Below are 24,073 nucleotides of genomic sequence, written 5' to 3'. Positions count from 1 at the left end.
TTCCGCGCGCACCGTCACGTCGACCTTGGGCGCGTCGGCCAGGGCATAGGGCTCGTGGAACCAGTTCCACCACACCCCCGCGGTGATCCCGACGACCAGCAGGCCACTGCCGAGCGAACCAACCAGCTTCCTCATATGCACCTTCCTCCAGTACCAGTTGGACTTGACGAGGTGAACGAGCAGTCGGTTCCCGCATACTGAGACGACCGGCCGGCTCCGGAGCCGCTGCGCTGATCGTGTCGGGGACCGGTATGGCGCGCGGAGGGACGGGTGTGGCTCACGGTGCGACGCCGTTGCCATGACGGCGCGGAGGGGGAGGGTGGAAGGCGTCGTGGTGAGCGGGGACCGGCCGGTGTTGTGGGCTGAGGCGGTCAGGATGGCGGCGGGGTGCGTGGTGGTGCTCGCCCTCACGTGGGCCGCTTTGGAGTTGGTCGACAGGAAGTCCAAGGTGGCCGCCGCCACGGCGGCAGGCCGCTTCCAGAACTTCAAATTTCCGTACAACCGCCCCCACCGGTGAGGGATCTGATCACGTGAGTCAAACAGACTCCACGATCATTGGGCCCTGCGCTGAGACGGACTGCGAGGAACGATCGGCGCCCGGCCCCTTTCTCCACCTGGGGAACGCATGCGTATACGAGCCACTGTGGCCGCCGTCTCCGGCGCCCTGGCCCGCACTGCCCAACTGCTCGTCGTCCTCGCCCTGTTCGCCGCAGCGGGCGGGACCCTCACTGGCTGCGGCCCGGTGGCGGAGGTCCGCGCTCGTCAGGTCGCCGACGCCTGGGACGGCTCCGAGGCCGCCCGGGCTTGGCGGAAGGGCTACCACCCGATCGGGGAGGCTGTCGACCTGCCCGAGGGCGCCTTCCATGACATATCCGACAAGCAGGCCTACGAGGCCCAGAACTTCGTCCTGCGCGGCCAACTCCCCGTCGCGCCGGGGAAGAACGGCCGGGTGAAGTGGGAGGGCGGGGGCTCGCTCGCGTTGCCGCTGATGGAGGCGCGGCAGGCGTATGAGGCAGTAGCCCGCGGCGGCAACGACGGACCACACTTGACCGTGACCGGGGCGAAGCTGGGTGAGATGACCCTGGCCACCAGCCGCGGCCCGGCGACCGTCCCGGCCTGGCTTTTCACCCTGGACGGCTACGACACTCCGCTCAAGCTGGCCGCCGTCCGTCCCTCGAAGCCTCTCACGCCGCCGGTCAAGCCGGTCGCGGAGGGGTCCGGCGACTCGTTGCAGCTGGTCAGGACCGCGAGGGGCGGCCGGTCCGTCACGGTGCTCGCCGGCCACGGGGCCTGCGACGACGGTCCTGTCGTGGACGTGCTGGAGACGGACGGGAGCGTGGTGCTGTCCGCTTCCGTCGTCGGGACGAAGGAGGGTCCCTGCACCGCAGACCTGCTGCTGGAGGAGGTGACGGTGAAGCTGAACCGGCCACTCGGCGACCGTGTCCTCCTGGACGCGTTCACCGGCCGGCCGGTGCCGTACGAGCGGGGGGATTGAGGAAGGCCCCGACCGCCACGCCGGCGAGCGCGAATGTTGGCGCGATCCAAGGTATGAGCCCGGCCAACTGGTCCCCCCGATAGTCCGAGTGCCGCAGGTGGAGGGTAGCCCAGGAGCCCCTAGCTGGGCCGTCTCTGGGCCGTCCGAGGCCGCTCGGCAGTGGCCAACAACGACCAACGATGACCGCTGAAGTGCCCGGGCTCACCGCCCGGACCAGCGGAAACGCAGGTCACCAAGATCCCCGGCAAGACCCAGGGCAAGAAGACAGGTCTTGAGTCATCCATTGAGACGGTGAGCGCGGCAGGCATCGTCAGTGGTGCTGTCTAGAGTGCGCAGCATCAGCGCTGGACCGAACACCCAGGGGTGGGACATGAAGGAGCCCGAGCGGTTCGCACTGCTGCGGATCACCGGGAAGTACGGCGGCAGTGTTGTGGTCGAGTTGAACGACTCCTATGCCCCGGGCATCCCGGACGTGAAGGGGCAACTCCTGGTCCACAACGATTTCGTGGCCGGTGTCCTCGACACCTATGTGGATCCAAGAGACCTGGCCGGCTGGGCACACGTATTGGACGAGGTCACCGCGGGGCACGACGCCGTCTGGCGTGAGGCTGCGCGAGTCGCCGAGATCGGCATCCGCCTGAATTGGCGGGAGGACGACCACGATGGGATCACGGTCACCATCGCAGACCAGCAGACCACCAGGCTGGCCCTCTCCCTCGAAGTGGACCGCGGCTGGATCGACGAGCAGCGTGCCCTGCTCAAGAGGCTCGGCACCGTCTGGGCGCACCTGATCCCGACGGACTGAGGAGCTTCAGGCGGCAGCCCGTGCCACAGGCGTGCCAGATACAAGGGTCAGCCACGGTCAACGGGGGTGTCTCGCGGTCGAGTTCTCGGTGGCCTGACCAGGTATCGAAGCTCCAGGTCAGCGCCCCCACTCCCCCGCCTCTCTCCTAAAGCGGGTGTTGCCGTCCGGATCTGTGCCGACGGTCACAGCGAACGGGATACCCGTAGGCGCATACTGGGTCATGACAAAGCCTGCTGTATCGAAGCGTCATCTGCCGACCAGCCCCTTCGAGGCCCCGGTCACGCTGGCTCCCGAGCACTTCGCCGTGGGCGACCAGGTCACACACGACATGTACGGCCTCGGCCGGGTGATCGGCATCGAGGACGGAATCGCAGCGCTCGTGGATTTCGGCTCGGCGCAAATGCGGATCTTGAGCCCGTACGCCAAGATGACCAAGCTGTAGGACCGCTGTGCCCGGTCACGGCACACCAGGCCCCGTCAGGGACCTGTAACGAAAGAGAGACCTCTCATCGATCCGACATCGCTGTTCTCCGCCCTGGAAGGGCAACCCCGCCACTCCACGACAGCATCGCCGCCTCCGGCGACCAACCCCTTCCAGGCCCCGGCCTTCGGGGAAGACGAGACCTTCCCGCTCGAGGATGCACAGGAGCCCGCCTCGGGCATGCGTGCGGCGCGACCCAAGGCGGCTTAGCTCCCACGGATGACGGTGGCTTCGACAGCCGGCCGCGGGCCGTCTCCGGTGCTGCGGTGAGGAGTGCGGCCGCCTCGGTTTCCCTCTCATTCAGCCCCGTGCACCGTCGTTCAGCCGAGACCGTGTGCCGGGCCTTTCCCGTAGGCCGGCTGCCCATGAACACGGGTGAACGCCCCTGCACACAGCCAGGCCACCCACCAACACAGTTGGAAAGCGTGCGCTTGGCCGTCTGTGCTGTTACCACGATCGATCGTGCAGTCGAGGCGGACGATCGGGTGCGAACCGAACCATCTTGGTTGCAGGGTCATCCAGCGGAGCGGAGAAGCGCACTGGCCACAGGTCCTCAGGCCCGAGGTAGCGGGTCAACTTCCGGACTGCCTTGGCCCGGTCGAGCGGCACAACCTCAGCCACGCCTTGGCATGACACAGAGAACACTGCACCCGCGGACGGGTCACATGTATCGATCACCAGCGCGACGCGCGAGTCCTCGGTGAGAAGCTGCTCCAGTCGGGAGTACGAGCCGGTGAGCCACCAGAACGCGCCGTCCTCCCAGAGGAACCACACCGGCCGGACCTCAGGGCCGTTGGTCGCTACGCGTGCGACCAAGGGTTGGGATAAGAACTCGTTCACGTCCATGCGTCAAAGGTTGCTGTACAGCAGCGAAGTACAGCAACCCCAGCAACTGGCAGCACCCCACACCGGCCCTCATGGGCCTCCCGGCAGCCTGTATGACCTTTAATGACCGATCTCTGCAGAGCCACGGATCAGACGGTCTCTGACATCCACGGCTGACATCAACGACGCCGGACGGAGGCGTACGCCAACGTCTCTGTCCGGCCGTCGCACCAGTTGCCGACAGCAGTCGGAGCGGGCCCGGATCGAACTCCTAAAGCGGTGCTCGCCGCCAGGCCGCCCCGCCCAAGACCGAACGTCGACCTCAGTCGGGATCAGCCCACGGTCCGCTGGTTTCACGTCACCAGATGAGGACTCCGCCTCCCATCGCGAGCCCTCGCCTCGCCGCATCCTCGATAATTGCCAACCGGTCGGAGATCGCGGCCCTGTAATCCGTGGTCGTCCGCACGGGTTCTATACCTGCAACGATCTTCTCCAGGTTCTCGCGAAGCAGGAGGCACTCGCGCAGGAGCGCTGGGACCTGCTCGGGATCGACCTGCAGGTCGGCGTCGGCCAGGACCGGGAAGAAGCTGGCCCCTAGCGACCGCACCATTTGCGAGCCCCACACGCGAGTGCGCCAGCTCTCGAAGCCCGCGGAGTCGGCGCATCCGTCCGGAACATCCTGTATCTGCCTCTCACCATTCGCGCCAACAACGAAGACATCTACCGACAAGCTCATGAGCGCAGTGGATCACAGCCTTGACGGGGCGGTCCAAGGGGTTCGTGGCCGTCGGGGCTGTAGTCAGCGCGACCGGAGATCAGCCGAACCGGTGAAGTGCAGAGAAGCGGCCATCACCCGCGGCACCCCCCGCTCGGGCCGTCTCTGGGCCGTGCGGGGATGCTCAACGATGGCAGAGACCCGCAACCCGGGTGTCGGTGGCTGCACGTACGGTCTGCGCATGACTGATCAGTGGTGGGCGGGCGTACGTCAGCGGGTCGAGGCGGCGGGCGCAGGGCCTGGGGGCGGCAACGTGTTCGGGGGATTGGGGCACAAGTGGGTCGTGGAGGAGCCGCTCACCAGAGGCGAGCTTGCTGAACTCGAGGCTCAGATAGGGGTGCGGCTACCGGAGGAGTACCGGGCCTTCCTGCTCCACGTTGGCGCGGGTGGCGCGGGCCCCGCGTACGGCCTGTTCCCGGTTCGGCGCGTGCAAGGCCGCTGGCGTTGGGAAGGCGACGGCGCGGACCTGGCCGACCTGACGAGGCTGGCCGAGCCGTTTCCCGACCAGGGCGCGGACCCGAAGCTGCTCGACGACCTCCTTGCCCAACGTCCCGAGGAAGAGGACTTCGACGATATCGAGGACTTCGACGACGCCATCGAGGCGTGGGACGAACGGTGGGATGCCGTCATGTTCGCTCCCGATCGCACTGCCGGTGCGATCGTGATCTGTCATCTGGGGTGTGCCCTACGGGAGTGGCTGATCATCAGTGGCAGCCACCGCGGCACGATCTGGTCCGACGGCCGGGCGGACGACGTCGACCTCGTGCCGCTCCTCGATGACGACGGGAAGCCGGTGACCTTCGCCCGTTGGTACAGCGACTGGCTGGAGAAGGCCGAGCAAACCGCCCTGTCGGCACCGTAGGCCCGTCGCCCTGTGCTGCTGAGCATTGCCGGGCCGCGGTTCGCCCGCAGCTGGTCGACGGCGGCCACCGCGGCGGGGCAGACTCGGAGCAGACTGAAAGGGGCACGCGATGACCGCACAGCCGATCCACCCGCACGAGCCGGAGCGGGTGCCGCGTAACGCCGAGGGCATCGCGGCCGCGCTGTCGGGCGAGCGCCGCATGGAGTTCTACCGCGAGCTGCTGGCCGCCGCGCCCGAGCAGGCGGAGGGCGTCCTGCGCCGCTGGTGGTGCGAGGCACAGCTCGACACCGACCCGGCAGGGGAGCGGCTGACCGCGGCCGCCCTGGACGGGACGCTGTCCACCACGGCGGTCTCCGACCTGATCGAGCGCCGCCGCGCGGCGGGCCTGCCCGTTGAGTGAGCCGTACGGCGAGGAGCCGGAGGGCCTGCCCTGCGTGCTGTCGGAGGAGGTCACCGAACTCCTCATGGACAAGGCCCTGCCCGGCGCGGTGTTCGGCGCGATCGTGGCCGCCACCGTCGTGATCAACGAGACGAGGGGCGAGGTGCCGGGCAGCACCGCGTCGGCGAAGTGGCCGCAGCAGCGGCGCATGCCGCTCGGCGCGGACGGCTCGCTCGGCATCGCCGAGTACGTCATCGTCGCCGACGCCGATCCGCCGCACATCGTCCTCACCCGCATCCAGCTCTACTGACCCGACCCGACCCGGGGCCCGGCGAGACACCCGTCCGCCGGGCCCTTCGGCGTTCACGGCGGCGCCGGCGGGCGGGGGTTCGGTGGTCGACCGATCATCGGGCCGCCTCACCTCTTAAGAGGTGAGTTCGTGATGCGGGTGGCGGCGCGGGTGCGGGTTCAGGCACGCGGGGGCTCCGCCCCCACACCCCGGGCCCTCCACAGAGGGGAGGGGGCTCCGTTTTGATCTTGCGGTCCGTGGGTGGTGCTGGGTGGGTGGGGTCGGGGGGTTCCCTCCGTGACTGGACCCCCGAGGGGACCACGGCCCGCGCCGGGCCGCCAGGCCAAGCCGCCTGCGGCGGTCGCGCGAGCGCGAGCCTGGCACCCCGACACGGCCCGCGGTCGGCTGCGCCTGCCCAGCCGCGGAGGGAACCCCCCGACCGGCCCGTCGTGCGGCGTCCGCCGGGGGCAATTCCGGGCCGATCCAGCGCCGGAAAACCCGCCGAAAAACTCTTCTGGCCTGCGGTTTTCTGCGTTTGAGAGTTGACCTACACCCAAAAACTTGAGAGTATTAGTTACGCCGGAAGGGGGCGGGAATCCCCACCCGGCACTGGCCCCGGGCCACACCGAGAACACTCAACCAACCGAAGGAATCGCCGTGTTCGACTTCTCCACGCTCGACCGCCTCGCCCTGAACGGCACCGACGTCGTGCTCCGTCCCGTCTTCGACCCCCGCCTGCGCACCTTCTCCGTCCAGCTCTGGGAGGGCGGCGAGCCCGGCGGCATCCACGGCCTGGTCGAGCACTTCCGGTACGCCGACGAGCCGGTCGACTCGATCGACGCCTTCCTCGCCGAGCACGGCGTGCGCGCCACCACCGACCAGGAGGCCGCGCTCCTGTACGCGGGACTCGTCCAGGCCAAGGGCGGCCCGGACTGGGCCCTCCTGCTGATGTCCATCGGCGCCGACGAGGCCGACGAGCAGGCCTGAGTCACCCCGCATGCGGGCGGGGGCGGGAATCCCCGCCCGCACGCGGGCCCCGAACACCGAACCACCTCAACAAGGAGCACGACCATGAGCGCCACCACCTTGAAGACCCGCATCGGAGAGCCGGACATCGAGTGCCGCTACCCCGTGATCATCGGGCAGGATCGCGTCATCGGGCAGGCCTACCGCTGGCACCGTGACTGGCTGGTCGTCACCACCGAGGGCGAGCACAACCTCCGCCGCCCGCCAACCGGCACCAAGGGCATCGACATGGCCGCCGCGTACCTCGCCGAGGAGTACGCCGCCGGTCGCGTCACCGCCGTCGCGCTGGAGCAGCTCCGCGCCGAGGCCCCGAAGCCGCTGCACGGCCCGGTGCCCCTGCTGCACCCGCGGATGCCCGCCAGCGCGCGCAATATCGCGGGCGCCCACATCGCGTTCGCCGGACTCACCGCGCACCGCTGGAGGGCCGTGCTCCACGGCTTCCCGGGGTCGGACAACCCGTGGTACCTGCGCTGCGAGCTGTGCGGCTGGTCCGGCGTCCGCTACTGGAGCCACCACCGCGGGCGCAACGGCCACCCGCCGAGCATCTACCGCCACGACGGCGGGTGCATCGGCGAGGAGAAGGTCCGCGCGCTGATCCCCGCCTACCAGAAGTAGCCCGCCGACCGCCGGGCCCGGATCTCCCTCCGGGCCCGGCGCCACCGGCCACACCAGACCGCCGGGCGCCGGCGGGGCGGGAATCCCGCCGCCGCCCGGGTCACACCGAGGAACCTCAACTCCCCTGGAGGGAAGCCGACATGACCTTCTTCGAGCCGACCGAGCAGGCCCGCGCCGCCGCCGCCCGCGCCACCGCACTCGCGGGCATCGCCCGCCGCCGCACCCTGTTCGCCTCTGCCTGGAACGGCCGCGCGCTGCACGTGCTCGCCGACCTGCTCGACACCGTCGCCCTCTCCTTCTACGAGGAGGCCCCGGCTGTCGACGGCATCCCGACCGACGCCGACCTCGCCCTTGCCACCGCGGAGGTTGTGGCCGTCCAGACTCCGGGCACCGGCTTCCCGGCCCAACTCGGGCAGTACGTCACCCACGCCGTGACCCGCCGCCCGCTCGTGGTCCGCAACCCCTTCGGTCTCGAAGACGGCGACCTCACCGCCGACGACACCCGGCTCGTGACCGCACTGGAGACCCTGCACGGCCACCTCGCCGCCGCGGCCACCGAGGAAGTCGCGCAGGCCCTGCTGGAGGCGGTGTTCGCGGTGCACGACAAGCGCGCCGACCTTGCCCAGCTCGCCCGCGGCTGACCGGCCCGAGTGACCGGCGCCAGTCCGGCGGGGGAGCGGGGCGGGAATCCCGCTCCCCCGCCGGGGCCCGGCGCGACCACACCGAACCACCTCAACGAGGAGATGACCGTGACGAAGAAGTCCTCCACCCCGCCGTGCGCCGCCGGGTGCGCCGCCGCCCAGATGGAGCTGTTCGCCGCGCCAGCCGTCGCGCCGGCCGCGCCCGCGGAGTCCGCCGAGTTCGACTTCGACGCCCACGACGTCGTCATCGTCGGCGACAGCGGCGGCAAGGACTCCGGGGCCACCGTGCACGAGGTCTGCACCCGGGCCGACAAGGCGGGCCAGCTCCACAAGGTCCGCGTGCTGCACTGCGACCTCGGGACCACCGAACGGGGCCACCTGGTCGAGTGGCCCGGTGCGCTCGAAATCGCCCGCGCGCACGCCGAGCAGTACGGCGTTCCCTTCGCCGTCCGCCGCAGCAAGCTGTGGGGCTCGCTGTGGCAGCGGATTCGCTCCCACGGCAACTGGCCGGGCCACTTCGCGCGCTACTGCACGAGCGACACCAAGACCGCGGTCGGCCGCGACTACGTGGACGAGGTCGGCGCCAAGCTGAGGCTGGGGCGCCCGGTCCGGGCCGGATACGCGATGGGCATGCGCGCCGAGGAGTCGAGGGCCCGCGCCAAGAAGCCGACCCTGGAGCGGAACCGCATGAGCGGCAAGGGGACGCTGCGGGTCGTAACGACGTGGCTCCCGGTCCACCGGCTCAGCACCGATCAGGTCTGGGAGGTCCACCGGAAGAACGGCATCGAGCACCACGAGGCCTACGACCAGGGCATGCGGCGCCTGAGCTGCCGGGCCTGCCCGCTCGCGCACACCGACGACCTGGTCCGTAGCGCGCAGCTCAACCCGGAGCTGTTCGCCGAGTACACCGAGGCCGAGGCCGACATGGGCCACCAGTTCAAGAAGTCCATCAGCCTGCGCGAGATCATCGAGCGCGCCCGGAGCTGACCGGCCCGGAGCCGGACATCGAGAGGCCCGGCGGGGCGCAAAAGCGTGGGAATCCCGCCGGGCCGTGCGGTCCGGCCACCGAGGGCCCTCAACAGGCCCAAAACCGAACCGACACCATCGTATCCACGACCGACACCACCAGGAGCACGCCAGTGAAGACCGTCGACGGCCGCCAGTGGGCGAACCGCGAGGACCTGATCGCGCACAGCGGCTACAGCCGGGACACCCTGCGCAAGCTGTGGAGCGACCGCAAGGCCAACGGCCACCCCGCGGACCGCGACATCGACGGCGTCATGCACTGGGACGTCGAGGTGTGGGACGACTGGTTCAAGGGGCACTGCAAGCGGCCCCGCGACCTGTCCGGCGTCGACCGCACCGGTGACCCGGACGAGCCGCTCCCGCCGGCGGGGCAGGCGCGCGTGCTCGGCGTCGACCCGGCCCGGATCACCCAGTACACCAAGAACCCGCCGCCGGAGTGGCCGGACCCGGTCCACACCGAGCAACTGCGCACCCGCACCCGCGAGTACCGCACCCGGGCCCAGCTCTGGGCATGGGTAGACAACCCGGTCAGCGGGTTCGGCACCAAGGGCGGGCGCCCCTCCGGCCCCGACCCCAAGAAGCGCGAGGCGAAGGCGAAGGCGCCCGACCCGCGCGTCCGCCTGGCCGCCGAGGCGCTGGCCGCGCTGCCCGGCCGGAAGGCCGGCGAGGTGGCCGCTGCCCTGGCCGAGCGGCACGGCCAGTCCGTCGACACCTGGAAGCGGCTCATCACCCAGGCCCGCAAGCTGGACCAGCAGTAGGCACCCCGCCCGGCACCGGCCAGTGCACCCCGCGACCCGGGGCGCGCTGGCCGTTGTCGTACCCGCCGCCGATCCGCCCGGCGCAATCCCACCTCTTAAGAGGTGAGTTCGTGGTGCAGCCGGTCGGCGCGCACCGGTCCAGACAGCGGGGGCTCCGCCCCCACACCCCGGGCCCTCTCTCGGAGGGGGCGGGGGAAGCGCGGTGAACTGCGGGCCGGTGGGGTGTGATCGGTGGCGGGGTCGGGTGCCTCCCTCCCCGGACGGGCCCCCGGAGGGGACCACAGCCCGCGCCGAGCCGCCAGGCCAAGCCGCCTGCGGCGGTCGCACGAGCGCGAGCCTGGCACCCCGACACGGCCCGCGGTCGGCTGCGCCTGCCCGACCGAGGAGGGAGCCCCCCGACCGGCCCGTCGTACGGCGTCCGCCGGGGGAGTGGTGGGCGGCACCTGAAACCCCCTCAAAAATGCCTCTGACCTGCGGTTTTATGGGGTGCTGGGGGTTGACCCACACTCCAAAATTTGAGAGTATTAGTTACGTCGGAAGGGGCGGGAATCCCGACCGGCACCGGCACCGGCACCAGGCCCACACCGAGAACCCTCAACGATCAAGGACGGTCATAGTGAGCACCCCTGTGCGCAACGCCGCCCCCAACTGGCTGCACGATGACGCGGCCGAGCAGGAGTCGAAGGACGCAGCCGACGTCGCTGCGGCATCCGGGCACCCCGCACTTGCCGAATGCTGGAAGGCGGCCGCCCTGCTCACCGAGTACGCCAACGGCAACCCCGGCGACGACCAGGCCGAGCTGTGGCGGTTCGAAGCCACGGAGCGGATCGTGCAGTGCGCGTCCGCCGTGGTCGAAGGCTACGACGAGCGAGTCGAGGAACTCGCCCGCGAGGCCCGTGGCGAGCGCGCCGCCATCGCTCTGGGCCGCTTGGACAACCAGGGCCCGGTCACCGCCGAGCGGATCGCCACACTGGACGACGAGACCCGCCAGCTCCTGGAGTGGTACGCGCGCCCCTTCCCAATCGAGTGGCTGTTCGCCCCGGAGCGCGACACCTTCGGCCGCATCCTCCGCAAGCGCGTGATCGTGCTGTTCCACGGCCCCGGAGGCCTCTCCCTCGGACTGCGCGACATCCTCGGCGCGGACGCCGACATCATCGGCGTCGACCTGGACGGCGGCGCCGTCGCCACCGCCACCGCCGCCGGATTCCGCGTCATCCACGCCGACGTGACCGCGCTGGACCCGGAGAACCCGGCGCTCCAGCACGTGAGCATCATCGCCCTCACCCCGCCCTGCCAGGCGTTCACTCCGAGCGGGCTGGGCAGGGGCCGCTACGCCGCCGCCATCGACGTCATCTGCCGCGTCATCTTGGAGGCCTCCGCCGCCGCCGGGTTCCTACCCTGGGAGCACTCGCCCACCGGCTACGCACCGCGCTCCGGCGACACCTGGGACGAGGTCCGCGAGCCGCTCGCGCAGCTGGAGGACCCGCGCGCCGGACTCATGGCGGAGGTCATCATCTGGCCGCTCGGGATGCTCGCCCGGCCCGGCAGCATCCTGGAGTGCGTCATGGTCGAGCAGTCGAGCGCCCTGCCCCGGCAGATCGAGGACGCGTTGTTCACCGAGCTGAAGCAGGCCGGATGGCACACCACGGAGGCCTGGACGCTGGACGCGGTCAACTACGGCGCCTCCCACCGCAAGCGCCGTTTCATGGCCGCCCACCGCGGCGCCGAGAAGCCGTTCGTTCACGTAGTCCCGGCCGAGCCGATCCCCACCCCGACCTTCGCGCAGGTGGTCGGATGGCCCACCGGCCGCACGTACCTGACGCGCGGTCACCGGCCCATCGACCCCACCACCGGCCGGGCCAAGGGCGGCGGCAGCCGCAGCGCCGACCTCCCGTCCACCTGCGTCACCGCGACCGCGTACGGATGGGCCGACTCCGAGACCGGCGAGACCATCAGCCAAGCCGACATCGGCCGCCTGGTCGGCTTCCCCCGGGACTACCCGTGGACCCACGTCGGTCGGGGCCGCGGCGTGCGCAACGTCGCCCAGCAGGCGGCGGACGCGGTCTGCCCGATGGTCTCCGCCGCGATCTTCGGACGGATCCTCGGAGACGCCAACTGGGAGACCAAGGTCCGGCACTACGTGCACCAGCTGTACGGCATCGACACCGGCACGACGATCGCCGAGCCCGAGCAGCTGCACCTGTTCACCGAGGAGCCCGCACCGACCACCAAGGCGGCGTAGAAGGAGCCGCCACCGTCAACACCGAGGCCCCGGCGGGCCGCTGGAGACCAGCGGCCCGCCGGGGCCTTCTGGCCTCCTTCGGGTACGCGACCCGGAGACCAGTGTTCCCGGTGCTCACGCACCGGTACCGTCCTGAGTGCGACGTCAGAACGGAGTCCATCATGGCGCACGACGCTGAAAATGCGCTGCGTTCGTTCGGCCAACGGGTACGAAACGAGCGCGAGCGGAAAGGGCTGACGCGACCGGTGCTCGCCGGTCTGGTCGGCCGCAGCGCGGAATGGGTCAAGGCGATCGAGATCGACCGACTCGGCATGCCACGCCTGCCGCTCCTCCTGCGCCTCGCGGAGGCGCTCGGCGTGGACGACCTTGCCACCCTCACCGGTGACGAGCGACTGGCAGCTGCCACCTACACCAAGGCCGCCCACCCCGCACTGCTGCGGGTGAAGGAGGCACTGACGACCTACGACCTACTCGCCCGTGACGAGGAGCCCGCGCCGGCCGCAGCGCTCGCCACCCGCGTACAGAACGCGTGGCAGGCCTGGCACGGATTCGGCGACCACCGCAGCCGCGTGGCCAACGTGCTGCCCGCGCTGCTGGCCGACCTCCAACACGCCACCCGTGCCCACGAGGGCAACGACCGGCGACGGGTACAGGTACTGCTCGCGCAGGCCTACCACCTCGCCCAGCTCTACCTGTCTTTCCAGCCCGCGCCGGAGCTGGTGATGCTCACCGGCGACCGGTCCATGACCATGGCCCAGGACGCCGACAGCCCGCGCGCGATGGCGGCCTCCGCGTGGTACCTCAACCACGTCTTCCGTGACGCCGGAGAGCGCCACGAGGCGCGCGTGGAACTGGCCATGAGGTCCATTCAGCTGCTCGACCCGGAGCGCGGTTCGGAGGACATCGCGCTCGGGGGCCTGCTGAACCTGGCCGCCGCCCTGTCGTACGCGAAGGTCGGGCAGAAAGGCAGCGCCGAACGGCACTGGGACCGCGCGGACGAGGCTGCCCGCCGACTCGGCGACGGGTACGCGCACCCGTGGCTCGTGTTCGGCCGGGGCATGGTCGACGCGTACGCGATCACCATGAACAACGACCTCGTGCGCGGCGGTGCGGCGGTTGACGCGGCCACGCACATCGACCTCGGCAGCATGCAGAGCGCCACACGCCGCAGCTTCCACATCATCGAGACGGCCCGCGCGTACAGCCTGGAAGGGGAGTCGGTCGCGGTCGTGCACCTGCTGAAGAAGGCCTACGAGACCAGCCCCGAGACCGCCTGCTTCAACCTGTTCGCGCGGGGCGCGGCCGCCGAACTGGCGGAGAACGGCAGCGCGATCATTCGCGACGACGCCCGAGGCCTCGCGCGTCAACTCGGGGTGGCGGCGTAGGGGTACAACTTGTACCCCTCGGAGAGGGGGTAGCGACTGTACCTGTCGCTACCCCCTCTGCCTTTTACGGTCGGTGCTCGACCATCCGCTACCCGAGGTCTGGGGATGCCCGACATGACGACCACAGCCCGCCGGTCGGGATATCCCGGCTACAGCGAGACGATGACCCGCACCCCGGAGGCAGCCAAGAAGGCGCGGCACCTGGCACGCGTCGCCCTGTGCGCGTGGCACATGAGCGAAGCCGTGGACGACGCCGAACTGCTGCTGTCCGAGCTGTTCACGAACTCGGTTCGGCACGCCCGAGGCGAGAGCGTGCGCGTCATCATTAACCGCCCCGACGAGGACCGGGTGTACGTGGCCGTGGTCGACCGCGCACCACACCGGTTACCGAAGCTACGCAACGCGAGAGTGGAGGACATCGGTGGTCGCGGGCTGGCCCTGGTAGACGGGCTGGCGGACCGGTGGGGGTACGACCTGATGGGCCCCAGACTTGAGCCGTGGGGCAAGCGCGTCTGGGCAGAGATGAAGGTGAGCCGATGACTGAGACCCACACATTGCCGTCGGTCGGCGACGAGGTGATGGACGGCAAGACCCGGGTCGTCGTGACCGATATTCGCGGCGGGGTCGTCTGGCTCCGGCCCCGCTCCGGCGGCGGTCCGGAGTGGCCGGCGGAGGACCCGCGCAGGCTCACCGTGCGGCGGACCCGAGCCGAGATGATCGAGGCAGGCGAACTCTAATGACCCGCCCCCGCAGCGGTGGGGCGTAGCCTGCACTCGCGAACCCCGTTGTCCGCGCCACCCCCGTCGCGGACAACTTCCGGAAGCGGTGCCCCGGATCCCACCCGTGAGGGTTCCGGGGCACCGCGCTGTGTGTTCCACGACGAAGGGCCCCGCGAAGCGGGGCCCTGTCTCTACGTACTCGCGCGGTCAGACGGGCGTACCGGTGGCGACCGGAGCCGGTTGCGTTGGGGGCAGGACCTGCGTGGGCACCGTGACCGCCGGTGAATCCGTCTGCGGCGCGGCCGAGGAGCTCTGGTCTGCGGGCTTCTTCGCCGCCGAGCCCTTCCGCCGGGAGCGCACCCGCGGCCGCCTTACCGGCTCATCCGCGCCCAGCTGGGCGAGTTCTTCCGGCGTCCAACCCGCGCCCTCTGCCTCCACGTAGGCCTTGCCGTACGACGCATCCAGAGCAGCCAGTTCCTCCAGCAGCGCGCTCCGCTTGGCCAGGACCTTCACCAGGGGCCCGATGGCCTGCTCGCGGTTCGCCTGGAGTGCCTTCATCCTCTGCACGATCTCATCTGCGCTTGGCATGCGGTGATCGTAGCGCGCGCCCTTCCGGCGGCAGCAGTCTGCGCAATGAAGCGCCGCAGCTCACACCGCTTTTGACCGCGCATCGCCCACCATCGTCAGCTTCATCTGGTGCAGTAACCGGCGGAAGCGAGTTAGTGCTTACTGGGCCCAGTAAGCGGAGACCAGTGGCCGAGCTGCACTAGGGTTGGCGGCCGCTGATCTTGGATCCGGGCACGGACCGGTCGGGAGGGAGGGGGGCTGTCTTGGGTGAGCCGTCGCCGGCGGGGAGCGGACCGCGTCGTCGTGTGCGACGCCGGGAGCGAGAGCCCGGAGGGGTCCGGGCGACCCGCATCAAGGTGAGCTTCAATGACCCTGAGTTGGCGATCGTGCAGGAGGCCGCCGAGCGGGACAATCAGGCACTCGCGTCCTGGGTTGGCGATGCCGCCCTGGACGTGGCGACGGAGAAGGTCGTGCCGGTGTCGGCCGACACCAAGGATGTGCTGCAGGAGCTGATCCAGTCGCGTGGCCAGTTGCGGCGCATCGGTAACAACCTCAACCAGGTTGCGCACATCCTGAACGCCGACGGCGCCGTGACCGACGCGCAGATCAAGGCGGTGCTGGAGTACGTCCAGACGGCCGTGCGGCGGGTGGACGAGGCCACTCTGCAGCTGATGCGCGAGCGGCGGCCGCGGCTGTGATGCCGAAGAAGGCCAGGGAAGGAAATGACACCTCGGGCTTGCTGCACTACCTGTACGGTCCGGGCAAGCGGGACGAGCATGTCGACCCTCACCTGGTGGCCGCATGGGACCCCTACATCGAGGACCCGGCGCGCTCGCCGGACATGGCCCTCACCGACCTTGCGCTGATTCTGGACGCGCCCGTGCACGCCCTGCTCGGGAAGAGACCCGCCAAGCACGTCTACCACGTGGCGGTGCGCAACCCGCCGGAGGACCGGCAGCTGACGGACCCGGAGTGGGCGCGGGTGGCACGCGAGCTGATGCACGCCGCCGGCATCGACCCGCACGACGACGACCAGGGCTGTAGGTGGGTGGCCGTCCGGCACGCCGACGACCACATCCACATCGTGGCGACCGTGGCCAGACAGGACGGGCGTCAGCCTAACCTGCGTCAGGACATCGTGAAGATGCACGACGTCGCCCGACGATTCGAGGTCGAGTTCGGGCTGCGCCGACTCACCCACGGCGACAAGACTGCGCGGAAGTGGTCGAAGACCGGGGAGACGGAGAAGGCGACTCGGCGCGGCCTGCAGGAGACTGCCCGCGAGACGCTGCAGCGCGCCGTGCGCGAGGCGGCCGCGGCCGCTACGAGCGACGCCGATTTCTTCACCCGGCTCGGTGCGGCCGGGGTCCGGGTGCAGCAGCGGATCGCCCCGGACGGCAACGTCACCGGCTACTCGGTGGCACTGCCGGGCGACCGCGACGGACGCCAGCAGCCGGTGTGGTTCTCCGGCTCCCGGCTGGCCGCGGACCTGTCGCTGCCACGGGTGCGCGAGCGGTGGCAGCAGGCCGCTGCCATTCGACCGATTGCGCCGGCGGAAGCCTGGAAGGTGGCGGAGACCAAGGTGAGGCAGGCGGCCGCATACCTGGGTGCCGGAGGGCTGCACCAGGGCGCCGGGGACGTCGCCGCGCTCGGCGACCTGGTCGTGGTCGCCGCGGTCATCTCACCCCGCCTGGTGCGCGACCAGATCCGCGACGCCGCGCGCGAGTACGAGCGAGCCTCCCGGGCTCCGGCGGCGCGCAGTCTGGAGGGCCAGGCGCGCGAGCTTTACCGCGAGTCGGCACAGGTGCTGTCGAGGTCGGTGGCGGCCGCGGGCCGCAGTGATACGGCGGCCGCGCTCGGTTTCCTGCTCGCCCTGGTGACGGCGGTGGAGGCCTCCCGGACGTGGCACGAAGCGCAGGAGCACCGGTCCCAGGCGCACGCCGCCGGGCGAGCCGGGAGGCTGCTGCGCGAGGCCGTTGAGGTGACGGCGGGCGCGGCCGCGGCCCGGGAGTACACGCCGCGTCAGAGGAAGGCGACCGCAGCCCGGCCGAGGAGTGGACAGCGGCTGGCGGCCGCGGGCGAGCGGCCGATGGCGGGTGTCGTCCAGCAGGCCGTTCCCTCCCACGCTCAGGCCGTTCTGGCGGACTCTGCCTGGCCCGCCCTGCGTACGCGCCTGGCGCAGATCGAGCGTGACGGCGAGGACCCTGCGGATGTGCTGGCCGCGGTCGCCGCCCGCCGGGAGTTGGGCACGGCGGATTCGGTGGCGGAGGTGCTTACATGGCGCCTGGACGGGTGGCGGAAGCAGCGCGGCGCGGCCGCGGCCGCCACCGGCAAGAACCCGTCGACCACGCCCACGGGCGGCGCCGGACGCACCGGACCGGCCCGCAAGACAGGGGCGCCCGCACCGACGCGGCGGCCGCCCGGAGACGAGCAACGCAAGGGTCCGAAGCGGACCCGCTGAACGAGGGGAGCACAGCATGGGGACACCCACGCCGGAGGGTGAGCCGTTCGCCGCGGCGGCGGGCGAAGCGGTGCAGACGTCCGTCATGGCATGGCGTCTGGTCATGGCCGTGGCGGATGCCGTGCGCAGACGGCAGCAGCGGCGGCAGAAGGGCAGGGAGGAGAATCTGCCGCCTGCCGATCAGGCGGTGCGCGAGGCGGCCACGGAGGTGACCAAACTGGTCCCGTCCGACATCTCCACGGCGCTGATGGCCGGGGCGGACTGGCCGCAGATGGCGCAGCAGCTGGTCGCGCTGCGCCGCGCGGGCGTCGACCTGGGCGAGTTCCTTCCCCGGGTCGGCGACATTGCGGTGACGGTGCGGGACGCGGTCGCCGACAACGCCGCCCGGGTCGACCGCGAGGGCACGGGGGAGTGGGAGCGGGTGCTGCGCGAGACCCTGCCGGCGGGCCCGGTGCGGGAGGCGATCCTGTCCTCAACGACGTGGCCGGACATCGCGGCGACGATGGCGCGGCTGGACGAGCGCGGGGTCGACGTCCGGCAGGTCCTCGCGTCCGCGCACAACGAGGGCGTCGGCGTCGACCAGGCCGTGGCGAGGGTGCTGGCAGCGGATGCGACACCGGCCGCGAGCCGGGACGCGGTCCGGTCGTACGGACCACTGACAACGGGGCTGGATCTGCCCAAGGATCTGGACCTGTCCGACCGGACGCGAGCGCTGCGGCAGCTGGCCATCTCCCCGGCGGAGAACGAGCGCTACGGCCGCTGGGTGATGGAAGCGATGCCGGGCCGCGAGCGGGAAGCGACGCTGATGCTCTCGAACCGCCAGTGGCCCCTGGTGGCCGCACGGATGGCGCAGATGGAGACCGAGGGCAAGCCAGTGCGCGAGCACCTGACCCGCCTCATGGGAGACACCTCGTGGGAGCAGGGGCCCACACCGCAGATGGGCTCACGGCTGGTGGAGGCCGCCCATGATGCGCTGCGCCGGCCGCTGGGTGAGGCGGTCGCGTCGCGGGCGAAGGTGAACACCACGGCGGCCCGTGCACAGTCGGCGACGCTGGACCCTACTAAGCGGCAGGCGGCGGACAAGAGCGCGGCGCCTGCAGAGGCCGGAGTCCCCCCGCACCGGCAGCAGAACGGGCCCGCCCTCAGGCGTGGCAAGACCCGCTGAGAAGCTGTTTCCCTCGTCGGCCCCGTACTCTGTGCGGGGCTGACGGTCTTTCTGGGGAGCGTGGGGCCGCCCCCTTCTGACGCTCGCCGTGACATCCGGCAATCCAGAGCGCCTGGATTGCCGTGGTGAGCTGCCTCGGGGGCGTGCTGGTGGCCGCCCGTCCGGCGGTGACCGACGGACGATCGCCCCGCCGGAGCAGGGATCAGACCTCCAGACCCAGAGCGCCTGCGATCTCCTCCAGAGACATATTGTTCCTGATCAGCTGGAGCACCATGTTTCCGTAGACGTCGACGTAGTTCTGGCACTCGGTGCGATCCATGGGCGCGGCCTCGCACAGCTGCTCCATGGCCTCGATGATCTCTTGGTCGGACGCCGCCGGAGCCGCCCCCGGCCCCTCGTCGGCCATCGCCGGGGTGGCAAAACCACCGGCCATCACGGCACCGGCAAGAACTGCAGCAACCATCGTGTACTTCACGTCAGGAATCCTCTCCGAAGCAGTGCTCTGCACGGTCATGCCACCCGAGCGCTGACCGCCCGGAACGACGTACGTGCCAGGGCCGAAGCCCTGGCACGGGAGTGCGGCGGCCCGGCACCCGCGCCGCGCCGCCTCGCAGGCGAAGCGAGTGGGCTCGGGCGCTAGAACGTCGCGGCCAGTTCCCGCACCATCCTGCGGAGCGTCTCCGGGTGGGCCCCGAGACGATGGTCGGTCTCGTATCCATGCTGGAAGGAGACGAACGTGGGCATGGCACTGATGCGGTACCGCGCGGCCAGCTCCGGATTGCGATCGACATCGATGGACAGGAACGTGACGGTCCCGTACTCCACCGAAAGGTGCTCGAATTCGGGCTTGATGTTGTGGCAGGGGCCGCACCAGACTGCCGTGAACATCGCGATGACTCTCGGATTCGTTTCGAGCAGCTCCTCCAACTGCTCGGCGCTGGTCACCTCGATCACCGCTCCCCGATACCTCCGGGCGGCGGGAGCCTCAACGCTTCCCTGCTGCGTCGCCCCGAACGCCGCTCCTTGGCCTGCGGGGCGGGGTGCGGCCGGCGATGCACTGGCATACGGGGCAGCAGCAAGGGTCATGCCCAGAACAACGGCGGCGGCCCGGCACAGTCGACGCCAACGTGGTGCTGGTGGCCGGAGGACGGTGGAAGCGGGGGTCTGGCGATCTGTGTTCATGCGGCCAACGAGTACCGGTTCACCTGGCACAACGTGAGGCAAAACGATCTTGACTCACGCGGACGGGGGGCAGCAATCGCCCCAACAGCCCAGGGCGGTCGCACGACCTGGGCAGCGTGGCGGCTGCGCTCATGGCACTTCTAGGCGCTGCGCGGCTTGCGGGCCGACTTCTTCGCCGCGGTCTTCTTCTCCGTCATCTTCTTGGCCGGCTGCTTCTTCGCAGCCTTCTTCTTCGGCGCGGGCATCTCGTGCACGTCGGCCTCCCCGCGAGAGGCCTTCGCTTTCTGCACGGACGCGTTCAGTGCGGCCATCAGGTCCAGCACCTGCCCGGGCTCGGTCTCCGGCTCCGTCGCCGCGGGCGGCTCCCGGTGCTCGCGCTTGGCCTCGATGATCTCCTGGAGCGCCTCGGTGTACGTGTCGCGGAACTCTTCGCCTTCGAGGTCGTCGCGCACCATCGTGTCCATGAGCGCCAGGGCGCCGTCGATCTCACCCTCGTCGATGTCCACGGGCGGCGGGTACAGCTCCTCCGGGGAGCGGATCTCGTCCGGCCAGCGCATGGAATGCAGCACCAGCACGTCATCCCGCACCCGCAGCAACCCCAGCCGCTCCCGACCCGACCACGCGTACTTCGCCACGGCCACCTTCGACGAGCGGCCCAGTGCCTGCACCAGCAGCTTGTACGGCTTCGCGGCCACGGCGCCGTCCGGCGCCAGGTAGTAGCCCTCTCCGATCCGGATCGGGTCGACGGACTCCAGTGGCACGAACGCATCGATCTCGATGGCGCGAACTGTCGGCAGCGGAAGGGCCCGCAGTTCCTCGTCCGTGACAGGGATGACCTGGGTCTTCGACAGCTCGTAGCCCTTGCCGATCTCGGACTGCTGGACCTCGCGGTCGTCGATCTCGCAGATCTTCCTCACCCGCACCCGGCCCATGTCCTCCAGGTGGTACTGGTGGAAGCGGACGCTGTGGTCCTCCGTGGCGCTGACCACGCGGATCGGCACCGTGACCAGGCCGAAGCTGATCGCACCGCTCCAGATGGTTCGGGGCATGGCAGACCTCCACAACGGGCCCCGAGCAGCATCAGCCTACGAGCCGCTCAGCCGGCGCGCACTCAAGGAAGCGCCCACCCCGTGAAGGGGTGGGCGTCGTCATGCCCGCTCTACGATCGGTACACGTGGCACACACCTTTGAAGAACTCGTGGGCATGCAGCGGGCGGCCGACACCGCGAACGCCCAGGTCCAACAGCTCCGCGACCAGTACGGCCCGCCGACGCAGTACGAGTGGACCGAGACGCAGACCGCGACGTACGAGACCGCTTGGCGCGCCTGGCGCGACCTCGCCCGTGACCTCCAGGCCGCGGTCACCGAGTACGCGAGGGAGCAGGGCCAGGCCCGCAACGAAGCCGAGGCGGATGTGAAGAAGCACGCTCGGCACCCGGAGTAGGCAGCGCAACGAAAAGAACGAAAAGGGGGGCTGCTCCGTCGTAGCACTGAGAGGTCGAGGGGCCTTCGGTGATGCCGGGCGGAGGGCGGGAGATGGAAGCGAAGCCGCGGGTGCGGAGATGGACGAGGACTCTGGCGGTGGCGGCGGTCCTGGTGGTCGGGGGGACCGGCTGTGAGGGTCTCAAGGCGAACGGCGCCTCCGATGCGAAGTGCGGGTCCCTCGTGAAGTACGAGGGGCGGTCCTACCTCGACGTGAGGGGGCGGTCCGTGACCGACAAGAAGTTCACAGTCGGCAAAAACCTCGGTACCGGCCTGCTGCCCGGGTGCGACGAATCGGGCGAGGTCGACGGCACGGAGAATCCGGAGAAGGTGACCGTCTACGAGGTCGAGGGCATTGATCCGGCGGTCGCCGTGGCGGCGGGGAAGACCCCGGGCGACGCCGTGCTAGTGGCGGTCCAGGACGCAGATCTCACGTCGCTGGACGCAGCTTCCTGACGGCAGTTAGGGGCGGGTGGCGCCGTAGTAGTCGCGCTCGGGCATGGCGGAGGTGAAGGGCGCGATCTCTACGTTGCGTCCCGTGCGTGGGGCGTGGATGACGTTGCCGTCACCGGCGTACAGGGCGACGTGGTAGATGGCGCCGGATCCGCCGTGGCTCCAGAACAGCAGGTCGCCGACCTTGAGGTGCTTGCGGGAGACCGGCCGGTCGGACGTGGCGCCGTACTGGGCGGCCGCGGTGCGCGGCAGTCTCAGGTCGGGCCAGTAGGAGTACTGCACGAGCGAGGAGCAGTCGAAGCCGACGGTCGAGGAGGCGGAGCACTTGCCATTGAGGTAGCCGTTGCGGCCGTCGCAGAAGCCGGTGGACGGTCCCAGCGGTCCGCCGCCGCCCCAGGAGTACGGGGTGCCCAGCCGCGTGGCTGCTTTACGCGCGGCGTCTGCGCCGTTGCCGGTGCCGGAGATCTGGACCAGGCCGGGGCCCTGGAACCGCGGCATGGAGGCCAGGATGACCTCCACGTAGTGGTACGTCTCGCCGCCCGCGAACTCCTTTGGTGGCACCCCTTCGTACCGCTGCACGGCGCCCCACCCGGCGTTGTAACCGGCCAGCGCCAGGCCCCGCACGTCCCCGCTGTACCCGCTGCCCTTGGCCTGCTTGATCAGCGAGCACATCATGCGCCCCTGCGCCATGACGGCATCGCCGACGTCCCACGGGCTGGCTTCCCCGTTCCCGTCGTCGTCACGGCCCCAGGTGGCCCAGGTGCCGGGCATGAACTGGGCCGGTCCCTGCGCGCCGGCGTGGGAGACGGTGCTCCGGTCGGTGCTGAATCCGGACTCCTGGTTCAGCTGCGCGGCGAGCAAGGCCGGGGTGAGTTCCCGTTCCTTGCAGGCGGCTGCCGCTTTGAATATCCAGGGCCGGAACTCGGCGGGTACACCCCGCAGTCCTCCCCCTCCGTCGGATATCTGCTCGGCGTGAGCGTCCTCGTCGACAAGCACCATGCCCATCAGGCCGATGATCGCTACGACGAACAAGACCGCTATCGCGGCGGTAGCTCTGATGAGCACCTTCACGCGGTATCCCCCCGGTTCCGGCGTCTATCGCCGGTGCGTCTGTGCTGCGACTTTCTGCCGGACCAGATCACGGGACGCCCGCCGGGCGTCCGTCCATTGAGCGAGCGTCAGGCCATAGGCGGCCGCCCAGCGCGATGGTGAGCGCACGCCGGTCACGCCGCGTTCGACCTGGGAGACCATCTGGCGGACGACCCCGAGGCGGGCGGCCATCTCGGACTGGCTGCGGCCGAGGCGGCAGCGTACGTCGCGTAGGGTCTGCACCGAGCTGGGCAGAGTGAGTTCTTCGACCGAGACTCCGAGAGCCCGGGCGATGCCATTGGCGACACGGGGGCGTGGCTGGTGCTTGCCGGATTCCACACTGCGAACGGTGTTGGGACTGACCCCTGCGGCGACCGCGAGGTCCTCAACCCCGATACCGGCTTCGAGGCGCAGGGCGCGAGCTCGCGCACCGTCGTACAGCGACACCTGTGACCTGACCTCCGGCTACGCACATAGCGCTACTCATGTATGACAGAGAATCACGCTAGCCTCTGTAGTCCCACGAGACCAAGATCGTGGGGGACAAACGCCTGCAGACAGGGGGGAGTTGCAGCGTGTTCACTCATTCCGAGGCGCCAATTCCACAGGCGCACGGGCCGGTTGCGCTCCGGTTCGCGCTGATTCCCGTGCATGGATACGGCATTGCAGTGGCGACCGTTGCCCGGATGCTCGACCCCGAGGGCACGGGCACCGCCCGCATGCTGCACCCCCAGGAGCCCATCCCGTATGGGGCGCGGCCGGTGCTGCTCGCCGAGACCACGGTGTACGGCGCGGTGTGCGTGGAGCACATGCTGCGCAACTGGACGTCCTCACTGCCGCGTCCATGGTTGGTGTTGATCTCCGACGCCCCTGCTCGCCCCGTACCGGCCGCTCGGTACCGCTTCAGGGCCCTGCAAGCCCGGCTGGCGGGGACGGCGACCGTGCCGTACCTGCCGGTTCTGCGGGCGGTCGAGGGGGCTGATGAGGCCCTGGAGCACAAAGACGTGATGGCCGCGGCGCAGAAGCTGCGGCAGACGATGGAAGGGAAATGACTGACATGCAGTTGGCCACGGAGCTGGTCACGCTCGCCGGCATCATTCCCGGCGCCAAGCCCACGCAGATCCCGGGCTTGTCGGGGCCCGTTTCCCAGATCTTCGGCTACGGCCTGTGGCTGCTGATCCTGGCCGGTGTCGGGGGCGTCGGCTTCGGTGTCTACAAGCTGGCCGTGGCGGACAAGAGCCGCCACGGCGGCGGCAGTGAGCCGTTCAAGTGGATGGGCGGCGGTGTGGCCGCGATCTTGTTGGCCGGTTCCCTGATCACCATCCTCAACGGGATCGCAGGCTAGGAGCGG

31 protein-coding genes are annotated in these 24,073 nt (G+C 70.2%); 23 read left to right on the top strand and 8 right to left on the bottom strand.

Annotated elements, in window-relative coordinates; genetic code table 11:
- Positions 1 to 319 precede the first annotated feature (319 nt).
- The 4 genes from ABZ818_RS33110 (at position 320) to ABZ818_RS33095 (ending at position 2,742) form a co-directional block, all read left to right on the top strand.
- On the top strand, positions 320 to 517 hold the full coding sequence (locus ABZ818_RS33110; protein WP_361422893.1) for a hypothetical protein: 198 nt from the start codon (positions 320 to 322) through the stop codon (positions 515 to 517).
- 108 nt (positions 518 to 625) lie between these two features.
- Positions 626 to 1,495: a hypothetical protein gene (locus tag ABZ818_RS33105; RefSeq protein ID WP_361422890.1), complete on the top strand. Its 870-nt coding sequence runs from the start codon at positions 626 to 628 to the stop codon at positions 1,493 to 1,495.
- Positions 1,496 to 1,865: 370 nt separating this feature from the next.
- Positions 1,866 to 2,300, top strand: coding sequence for a DUF5959 family protein (locus ABZ818_RS33100; RefSeq protein ID WP_361422887.1), 435 nt, complete (start codon positions 1,866 to 1,868; stop codon positions 2,298 to 2,300).
- 220 nt (positions 2,301 to 2,520) lie between these two features.
- Positions 2,521 to 2,742: a hypothetical protein gene (locus ABZ818_RS33095; RefSeq protein WP_361422884.1), complete on the top strand. Its 222-nt coding sequence runs from the start codon at positions 2,521 to 2,523 to the stop codon at positions 2,740 to 2,742.
- Between the two features lie 486 nt (positions 2,743 to 3,228).
- On the opposite strand, the gene ABZ818_RS33090 is transcribed toward ABZ818_RS33095, so the two are convergent.
- Both ABZ818_RS33090 and ABZ818_RS33085 read right to left on the bottom strand, forming a co-directional pair.
- Positions 3,229 to 3,627 (bottom strand): pyridoxamine 5'-phosphate oxidase family protein, encoded by a 399-nt coding sequence (locus ABZ818_RS33090; protein ID WP_361422881.1) that lies wholly within the window; start codon positions 3,625 to 3,627, stop codon positions 3,229 to 3,231.
- Positions 3,628 to 3,964: 337 nt separating this feature from the next.
- Positions 3,965 to 4,342: a hypothetical protein gene (locus ABZ818_RS33085; protein WP_361422878.1), complete on the bottom strand. Its 378-nt coding sequence runs from the start codon at positions 4,340 to 4,342 to the stop codon at positions 3,965 to 3,967.
- 220 nt (positions 4,343 to 4,562) lie between these two features.
- Between ABZ818_RS33085 and ABZ818_RS33080 the strand changes: the two genes are divergently transcribed.
- From ABZ818_RS33080 to ABZ818_RS33025, 12 genes are all read left to right on the top strand, one after another.
- Positions 4,563 to 5,243 (top strand): SMI1/KNR4 family protein, encoded by a 681-nt coding sequence (locus tag ABZ818_RS33080; RefSeq protein WP_361422875.1) that lies wholly within the window; start codon positions 4,563 to 4,565, stop codon positions 5,241 to 5,243.
- A 109-nt stretch (positions 5,244 to 5,352) separates the two neighbouring features.
- Positions 5,353 to 5,643, top strand: coding sequence for a hypothetical protein (locus ABZ818_RS33075; RefSeq protein WP_361422872.1), 291 nt, complete (start codon positions 5,353 to 5,355; stop codon positions 5,641 to 5,643).
- Positions 5,636 to 5,932 carry a hypothetical protein gene (locus tag ABZ818_RS33070; RefSeq protein WP_084906452.1) on the top strand — a complete coding sequence of 99 codons (297 nt, stop codon included), beginning with the start codon at positions 5,636 to 5,638 and terminating at the stop codon, positions 5,930 to 5,932. Before ABZ818_RS33075 ends, ABZ818_RS33070 begins: the two co-directional genes overlap by 8 nt.
- Positions 5,933 to 6,568: 636 nt before the next feature.
- Positions 6,569 to 6,898, top strand: a complete 330-nt coding sequence (locus ABZ818_RS33065; RefSeq protein WP_361422870.1) for a hypothetical protein — start codon at positions 6,569 to 6,571, stop codon at positions 6,896 to 6,898.
- An 84-nt stretch (positions 6,899 to 6,982) separates the two neighbouring features.
- Complete coding sequence (locus ABZ818_RS33060) at positions 6,983 to 7,552, top strand: hypothetical protein (RefSeq protein ID WP_361422867.1); 570 nt, start codon at positions 6,983 to 6,985, stop codon at positions 7,550 to 7,552.
- Between the two features lie 140 nt (positions 7,553 to 7,692).
- Entirely contained in the window at positions 7,693 to 8,193 is a 501-nt protein-coding gene (locus tag ABZ818_RS33055; RefSeq protein WP_361422864.1) for a hypothetical protein, read from the top strand.
- 108 nt (positions 8,194 to 8,301) lie between these two features.
- Positions 8,302 to 9,180 (top strand): phosphoadenosine phosphosulfate reductase family protein, encoded by an 879-nt coding sequence (locus ABZ818_RS33050; protein WP_361422861.1) that lies wholly within the window; start codon positions 8,302 to 8,304, stop codon positions 9,178 to 9,180.
- Between the two features lie 152 nt (positions 9,181 to 9,332).
- The gene (locus ABZ818_RS33045) at positions 9,333 to 9,977 is read left to right on the top strand and encodes a hypothetical protein (RefSeq protein WP_361422858.1); all 645 of its coding nucleotides are present in this window, start codon (positions 9,333 to 9,335) and stop codon (positions 9,975 to 9,977) included.
- Between the two features lie 616 nt (positions 9,978 to 10,593).
- Complete coding sequence (locus ABZ818_RS33040) at positions 10,594 to 12,219, top strand: hypothetical protein (RefSeq protein WP_361422855.1); 1,626 nt, start codon at positions 10,594 to 10,596, stop codon at positions 12,217 to 12,219.
- Positions 12,220 to 12,380: 161 nt separating this feature from the next.
- Positions 12,381 to 13,604, top strand: a complete 1,224-nt coding sequence (locus ABZ818_RS33035; RefSeq protein WP_361422852.1) for a helix-turn-helix domain-containing protein — start codon at positions 12,381 to 12,383, stop codon at positions 13,602 to 13,604.
- Between the two features lie 114 nt (positions 13,605 to 13,718).
- Entirely contained in the window at positions 13,719 to 14,144 is a 426-nt protein-coding gene (locus ABZ818_RS33030; protein WP_361422849.1) for an ATP-binding protein, read from the top strand.
- Positions 14,141 to 14,341 carry a hypothetical protein gene (locus tag ABZ818_RS33025; protein ID WP_361422846.1) on the top strand — a complete coding sequence of 67 codons (201 nt, stop codon included), beginning with the start codon at positions 14,141 to 14,143 and terminating at the stop codon, positions 14,339 to 14,341. Before ABZ818_RS33030 ends, ABZ818_RS33025 begins: the two co-directional genes overlap by 4 nt.
- Positions 14,342 to 14,530: 189 nt before the next feature.
- Here the strand turns inward: ABZ818_RS33025 and ABZ818_RS33020 are convergent, their stop codons facing one another.
- Positions 14,531 to 14,911, bottom strand: a complete 381-nt coding sequence (locus ABZ818_RS33020) for a hypothetical protein (protein WP_361422844.1) — start codon at positions 14,909 to 14,911, stop codon at positions 14,531 to 14,533.
- Between the two features lie 335 nt (positions 14,912 to 15,246).
- Here ABZ818_RS33020 and mobC point away from each other — a divergent pair, with 335 nt between their 5' ends.
- From mobC to ABZ818_RS33005, 3 genes are read left to right on the top strand one after another with little or no spacing between them, the layout of a single operon-like run.
- Positions 15,247 to 15,588: a plasmid mobilization relaxosome protein MobC gene (gene mobC / locus ABZ818_RS33015; RefSeq protein ID WP_361422841.1), complete on the top strand. Its 342-nt coding sequence runs from the start codon at positions 15,247 to 15,249 to the stop codon at positions 15,586 to 15,588.
- Between the two features lie 38 nt (positions 15,589 to 15,626).
- Positions 15,627 to 17,351, top strand: coding sequence for a mobilization protein (locus ABZ818_RS33010; RefSeq protein ID WP_361422838.1), 1,725 nt, complete (start codon positions 15,627 to 15,629; stop codon positions 17,349 to 17,351).
- Between the two features lie 16 nt (positions 17,352 to 17,367).
- Positions 17,368 to 18,516 carry a hypothetical protein gene (locus ABZ818_RS33005; RefSeq protein WP_361422835.1) on the top strand — a complete coding sequence of 383 codons (1,149 nt, stop codon included), beginning with the start codon at positions 17,368 to 17,370 and terminating at the stop codon, positions 18,514 to 18,516.
- A 202-nt stretch (positions 18,517 to 18,718) separates the two neighbouring features.
- Here the strand turns inward: ABZ818_RS33005 and ABZ818_RS33000 are convergent, their stop codons facing one another.
- The 3 genes from ABZ818_RS33000 to ABZ818_RS32990 form a co-directional block, all read right to left on the bottom strand.
- A complete protein-coding gene (locus ABZ818_RS33000; RefSeq protein ID WP_361422832.1) occupies positions 18,719 to 18,991 on the bottom strand; it encodes a saposin domain-containing protein in 273 nt (90 codons plus the stop codon).
- A 161-nt stretch (positions 18,992 to 19,152) separates the two neighbouring features.
- Complete coding sequence (locus tag ABZ818_RS32995; protein ID WP_361422829.1) at positions 19,153 to 19,470, bottom strand: thioredoxin family protein; 318 nt, start codon at positions 19,468 to 19,470, stop codon at positions 19,153 to 19,155.
- A gap of 368 nt (positions 19,471 to 19,838) precedes the next feature.
- Positions 19,839 to 20,747: a Ku protein gene (locus ABZ818_RS32990; RefSeq protein ID WP_361422826.1), complete on the bottom strand. Its 909-nt coding sequence runs from the start codon at positions 20,745 to 20,747 to the stop codon at positions 19,839 to 19,841.
- 125 nt (positions 20,748 to 20,872) lie between these two features.
- Here ABZ818_RS32990 and ABZ818_RS32985 point away from each other — a divergent pair, with 125 nt between their 5' ends.
- Together ABZ818_RS32985 and ABZ818_RS32980 are read left to right on the top strand one after the other, a co-directional pair.
- A complete protein-coding gene (locus tag ABZ818_RS32985) occupies positions 20,873 to 21,142 on the top strand; it encodes a hypothetical protein (protein WP_361422823.1) in 270 nt (89 codons plus the stop codon).
- A gap of 137 nt (positions 21,143 to 21,279) precedes the next feature.
- Positions 21,280 to 21,636 carry a DUF6281 family protein gene (locus ABZ818_RS32980; protein WP_361422820.1) on the top strand — a complete coding sequence of 119 codons (357 nt, stop codon included), beginning with the start codon at positions 21,280 to 21,282 and terminating at the stop codon, positions 21,634 to 21,636.
- Positions 21,637 to 21,642: 6 nt separating this feature from the next.
- Here ABZ818_RS32980 and ABZ818_RS32975 read toward each other — a convergent pair whose 3' ends face one another.
- Together ABZ818_RS32975 and ABZ818_RS32970 are read right to left on the bottom strand one after the other, a co-directional pair.
- Positions 21,643 to 22,698, bottom strand: a complete 1,056-nt coding sequence (locus tag ABZ818_RS32975) for a bifunctional lytic transglycosylase/C40 family peptidase (RefSeq protein ID WP_361422817.1) — start codon at positions 22,696 to 22,698, stop codon at positions 21,643 to 21,645.
- A 30-nt stretch (positions 22,699 to 22,728) separates the two neighbouring features.
- Positions 22,729 to 23,169: a helix-turn-helix transcriptional regulator gene (locus ABZ818_RS32970; RefSeq protein ID WP_361422814.1), complete on the bottom strand. Its 441-nt coding sequence runs from the start codon at positions 23,167 to 23,169 to the stop codon at positions 22,729 to 22,731.
- 221 nt (positions 23,170 to 23,390) lie between these two features.
- On the opposite strand from ABZ818_RS32970, the gene ABZ818_RS32965 reads away from it, so the two are divergent.
- Both ABZ818_RS32965 and ABZ818_RS32960 read left to right on the top strand, forming a co-directional pair.
- A complete protein-coding gene (locus ABZ818_RS32965; RefSeq protein WP_361422811.1) occupies positions 23,391 to 23,774 on the top strand; it encodes a hypothetical protein in 384 nt (127 codons plus the stop codon).
- Positions 23,771 to 24,067, top strand: a complete 297-nt coding sequence (locus tag ABZ818_RS32960; protein WP_281154682.1) for a hypothetical protein — start codon at positions 23,771 to 23,773, stop codon at positions 24,065 to 24,067. The genes ABZ818_RS32965 and ABZ818_RS32960 overlap by 4 nt, the downstream gene beginning before the upstream one ends.
- Positions 24,068 to 24,073: the final 6 nt, after the last annotated feature.

It is taken from the genome of Streptomyces sp. NPDC047453 (assembly GCF_040643155.1).
GTDB lineage: Bacteria > Actinomycetota > Actinomycetes > Streptomycetales > Streptomycetaceae > Streptomyces.
This window is presented reverse-complemented; position numbering and strand designations above follow the sequence as displayed.

Excerpts from the sequence above, each read along its gene's own strand:
- ABZ818_RS33105 (WP_361422890.1), top strand. The coding sequence starts at position 626 with ATGCGTATACGAGCCACTGTGGCCGCCGTCTCCGGCGCCCTGGCCCGC.
- ABZ818_RS33100 (WP_361422887.1), top strand. The coding sequence starts at position 1,866 with ATGAAGGAGCCCGAGCGGTTCGCACTGCTGCGGATCACCGGGAAGTAC.
- ABZ818_RS33095 (WP_361422884.1), top strand. The coding sequence starts at position 2,521 with ATGACAAAGCCTGCTGTATCGAAGCGTCATCTGCCGACCAGCCCCTTC.
- ABZ818_RS33090 (WP_361422881.1), bottom strand. The coding sequence starts at position 3,627 with ATGGACGTGAACGAGTTCTTATCCCAACCCTTGGTCGCACGCGTAGCG.
- ABZ818_RS33085 (WP_361422878.1), bottom strand. The coding sequence starts at position 4,342 with ATGAGCTTGTCGGTAGATGTCTTCGTTGTTGGCGCGAATGGTGAGAGG.
- ABZ818_RS33080 (WP_361422875.1), top strand. The coding sequence starts at position 4,563 with ATGACTGATCAGTGGTGGGCGGGCGTACGTCAGCGGGTCGAGGCGGCG.
- ABZ818_RS33075 (WP_361422872.1), top strand. The coding sequence starts at position 5,353 with ATGACCGCACAGCCGATCCACCCGCACGAGCCGGAGCGGGTGCCGCGT.
- ABZ818_RS33060 (WP_361422867.1), top strand. The coding sequence starts at position 6,983 with ATGAGCGCCACCACCTTGAAGACCCGCATCGGAGAGCCGGACATCGAG.
- ABZ818_RS33055 (WP_361422864.1), top strand. The coding sequence starts at position 7,693 with ATGACCTTCTTCGAGCCGACCGAGCAGGCCCGCGCCGCCGCCGCCCGC.
- ABZ818_RS33035 (WP_361422852.1), top strand. The coding sequence starts at position 12,381 with ATGGCGCACGACGCTGAAAATGCGCTGCGTTCGTTCGGCCAACGGGTA.
- ABZ818_RS33030 (WP_361422849.1), top strand. The coding sequence starts at position 13,719 with ATGACGACCACAGCCCGCCGGTCGGGATATCCCGGCTACAGCGAGACG.
- ABZ818_RS33025 (WP_361422846.1), top strand. The coding sequence starts at position 14,141 with ATGACTGAGACCCACACATTGCCGTCGGTCGGCGACGAGGTGATGGAC.
- ABZ818_RS33020 (WP_361422844.1), bottom strand. The coding sequence starts at position 14,911 with ATGCCAAGCGCAGATGAGATCGTGCAGAGGATGAAGGCACTCCAGGCG.
- ABZ818_RS33005 (WP_361422835.1), top strand. The coding sequence starts at position 17,368 with ATGGGGACACCCACGCCGGAGGGTGAGCCGTTCGCCGCGGCGGCGGGC.
- ABZ818_RS32990 (WP_361422826.1), bottom strand. The coding sequence starts at position 20,747 with ATGCCCCGAACCATCTGGAGCGGTGCGATCAGCTTCGGCCTGGTCACG.
- ABZ818_RS32960 (WP_281154682.1), top strand. The coding sequence starts at position 23,771 with ATGACTGACATGCAGTTGGCCACGGAGCTGGTCACGCTCGCCGGCATC.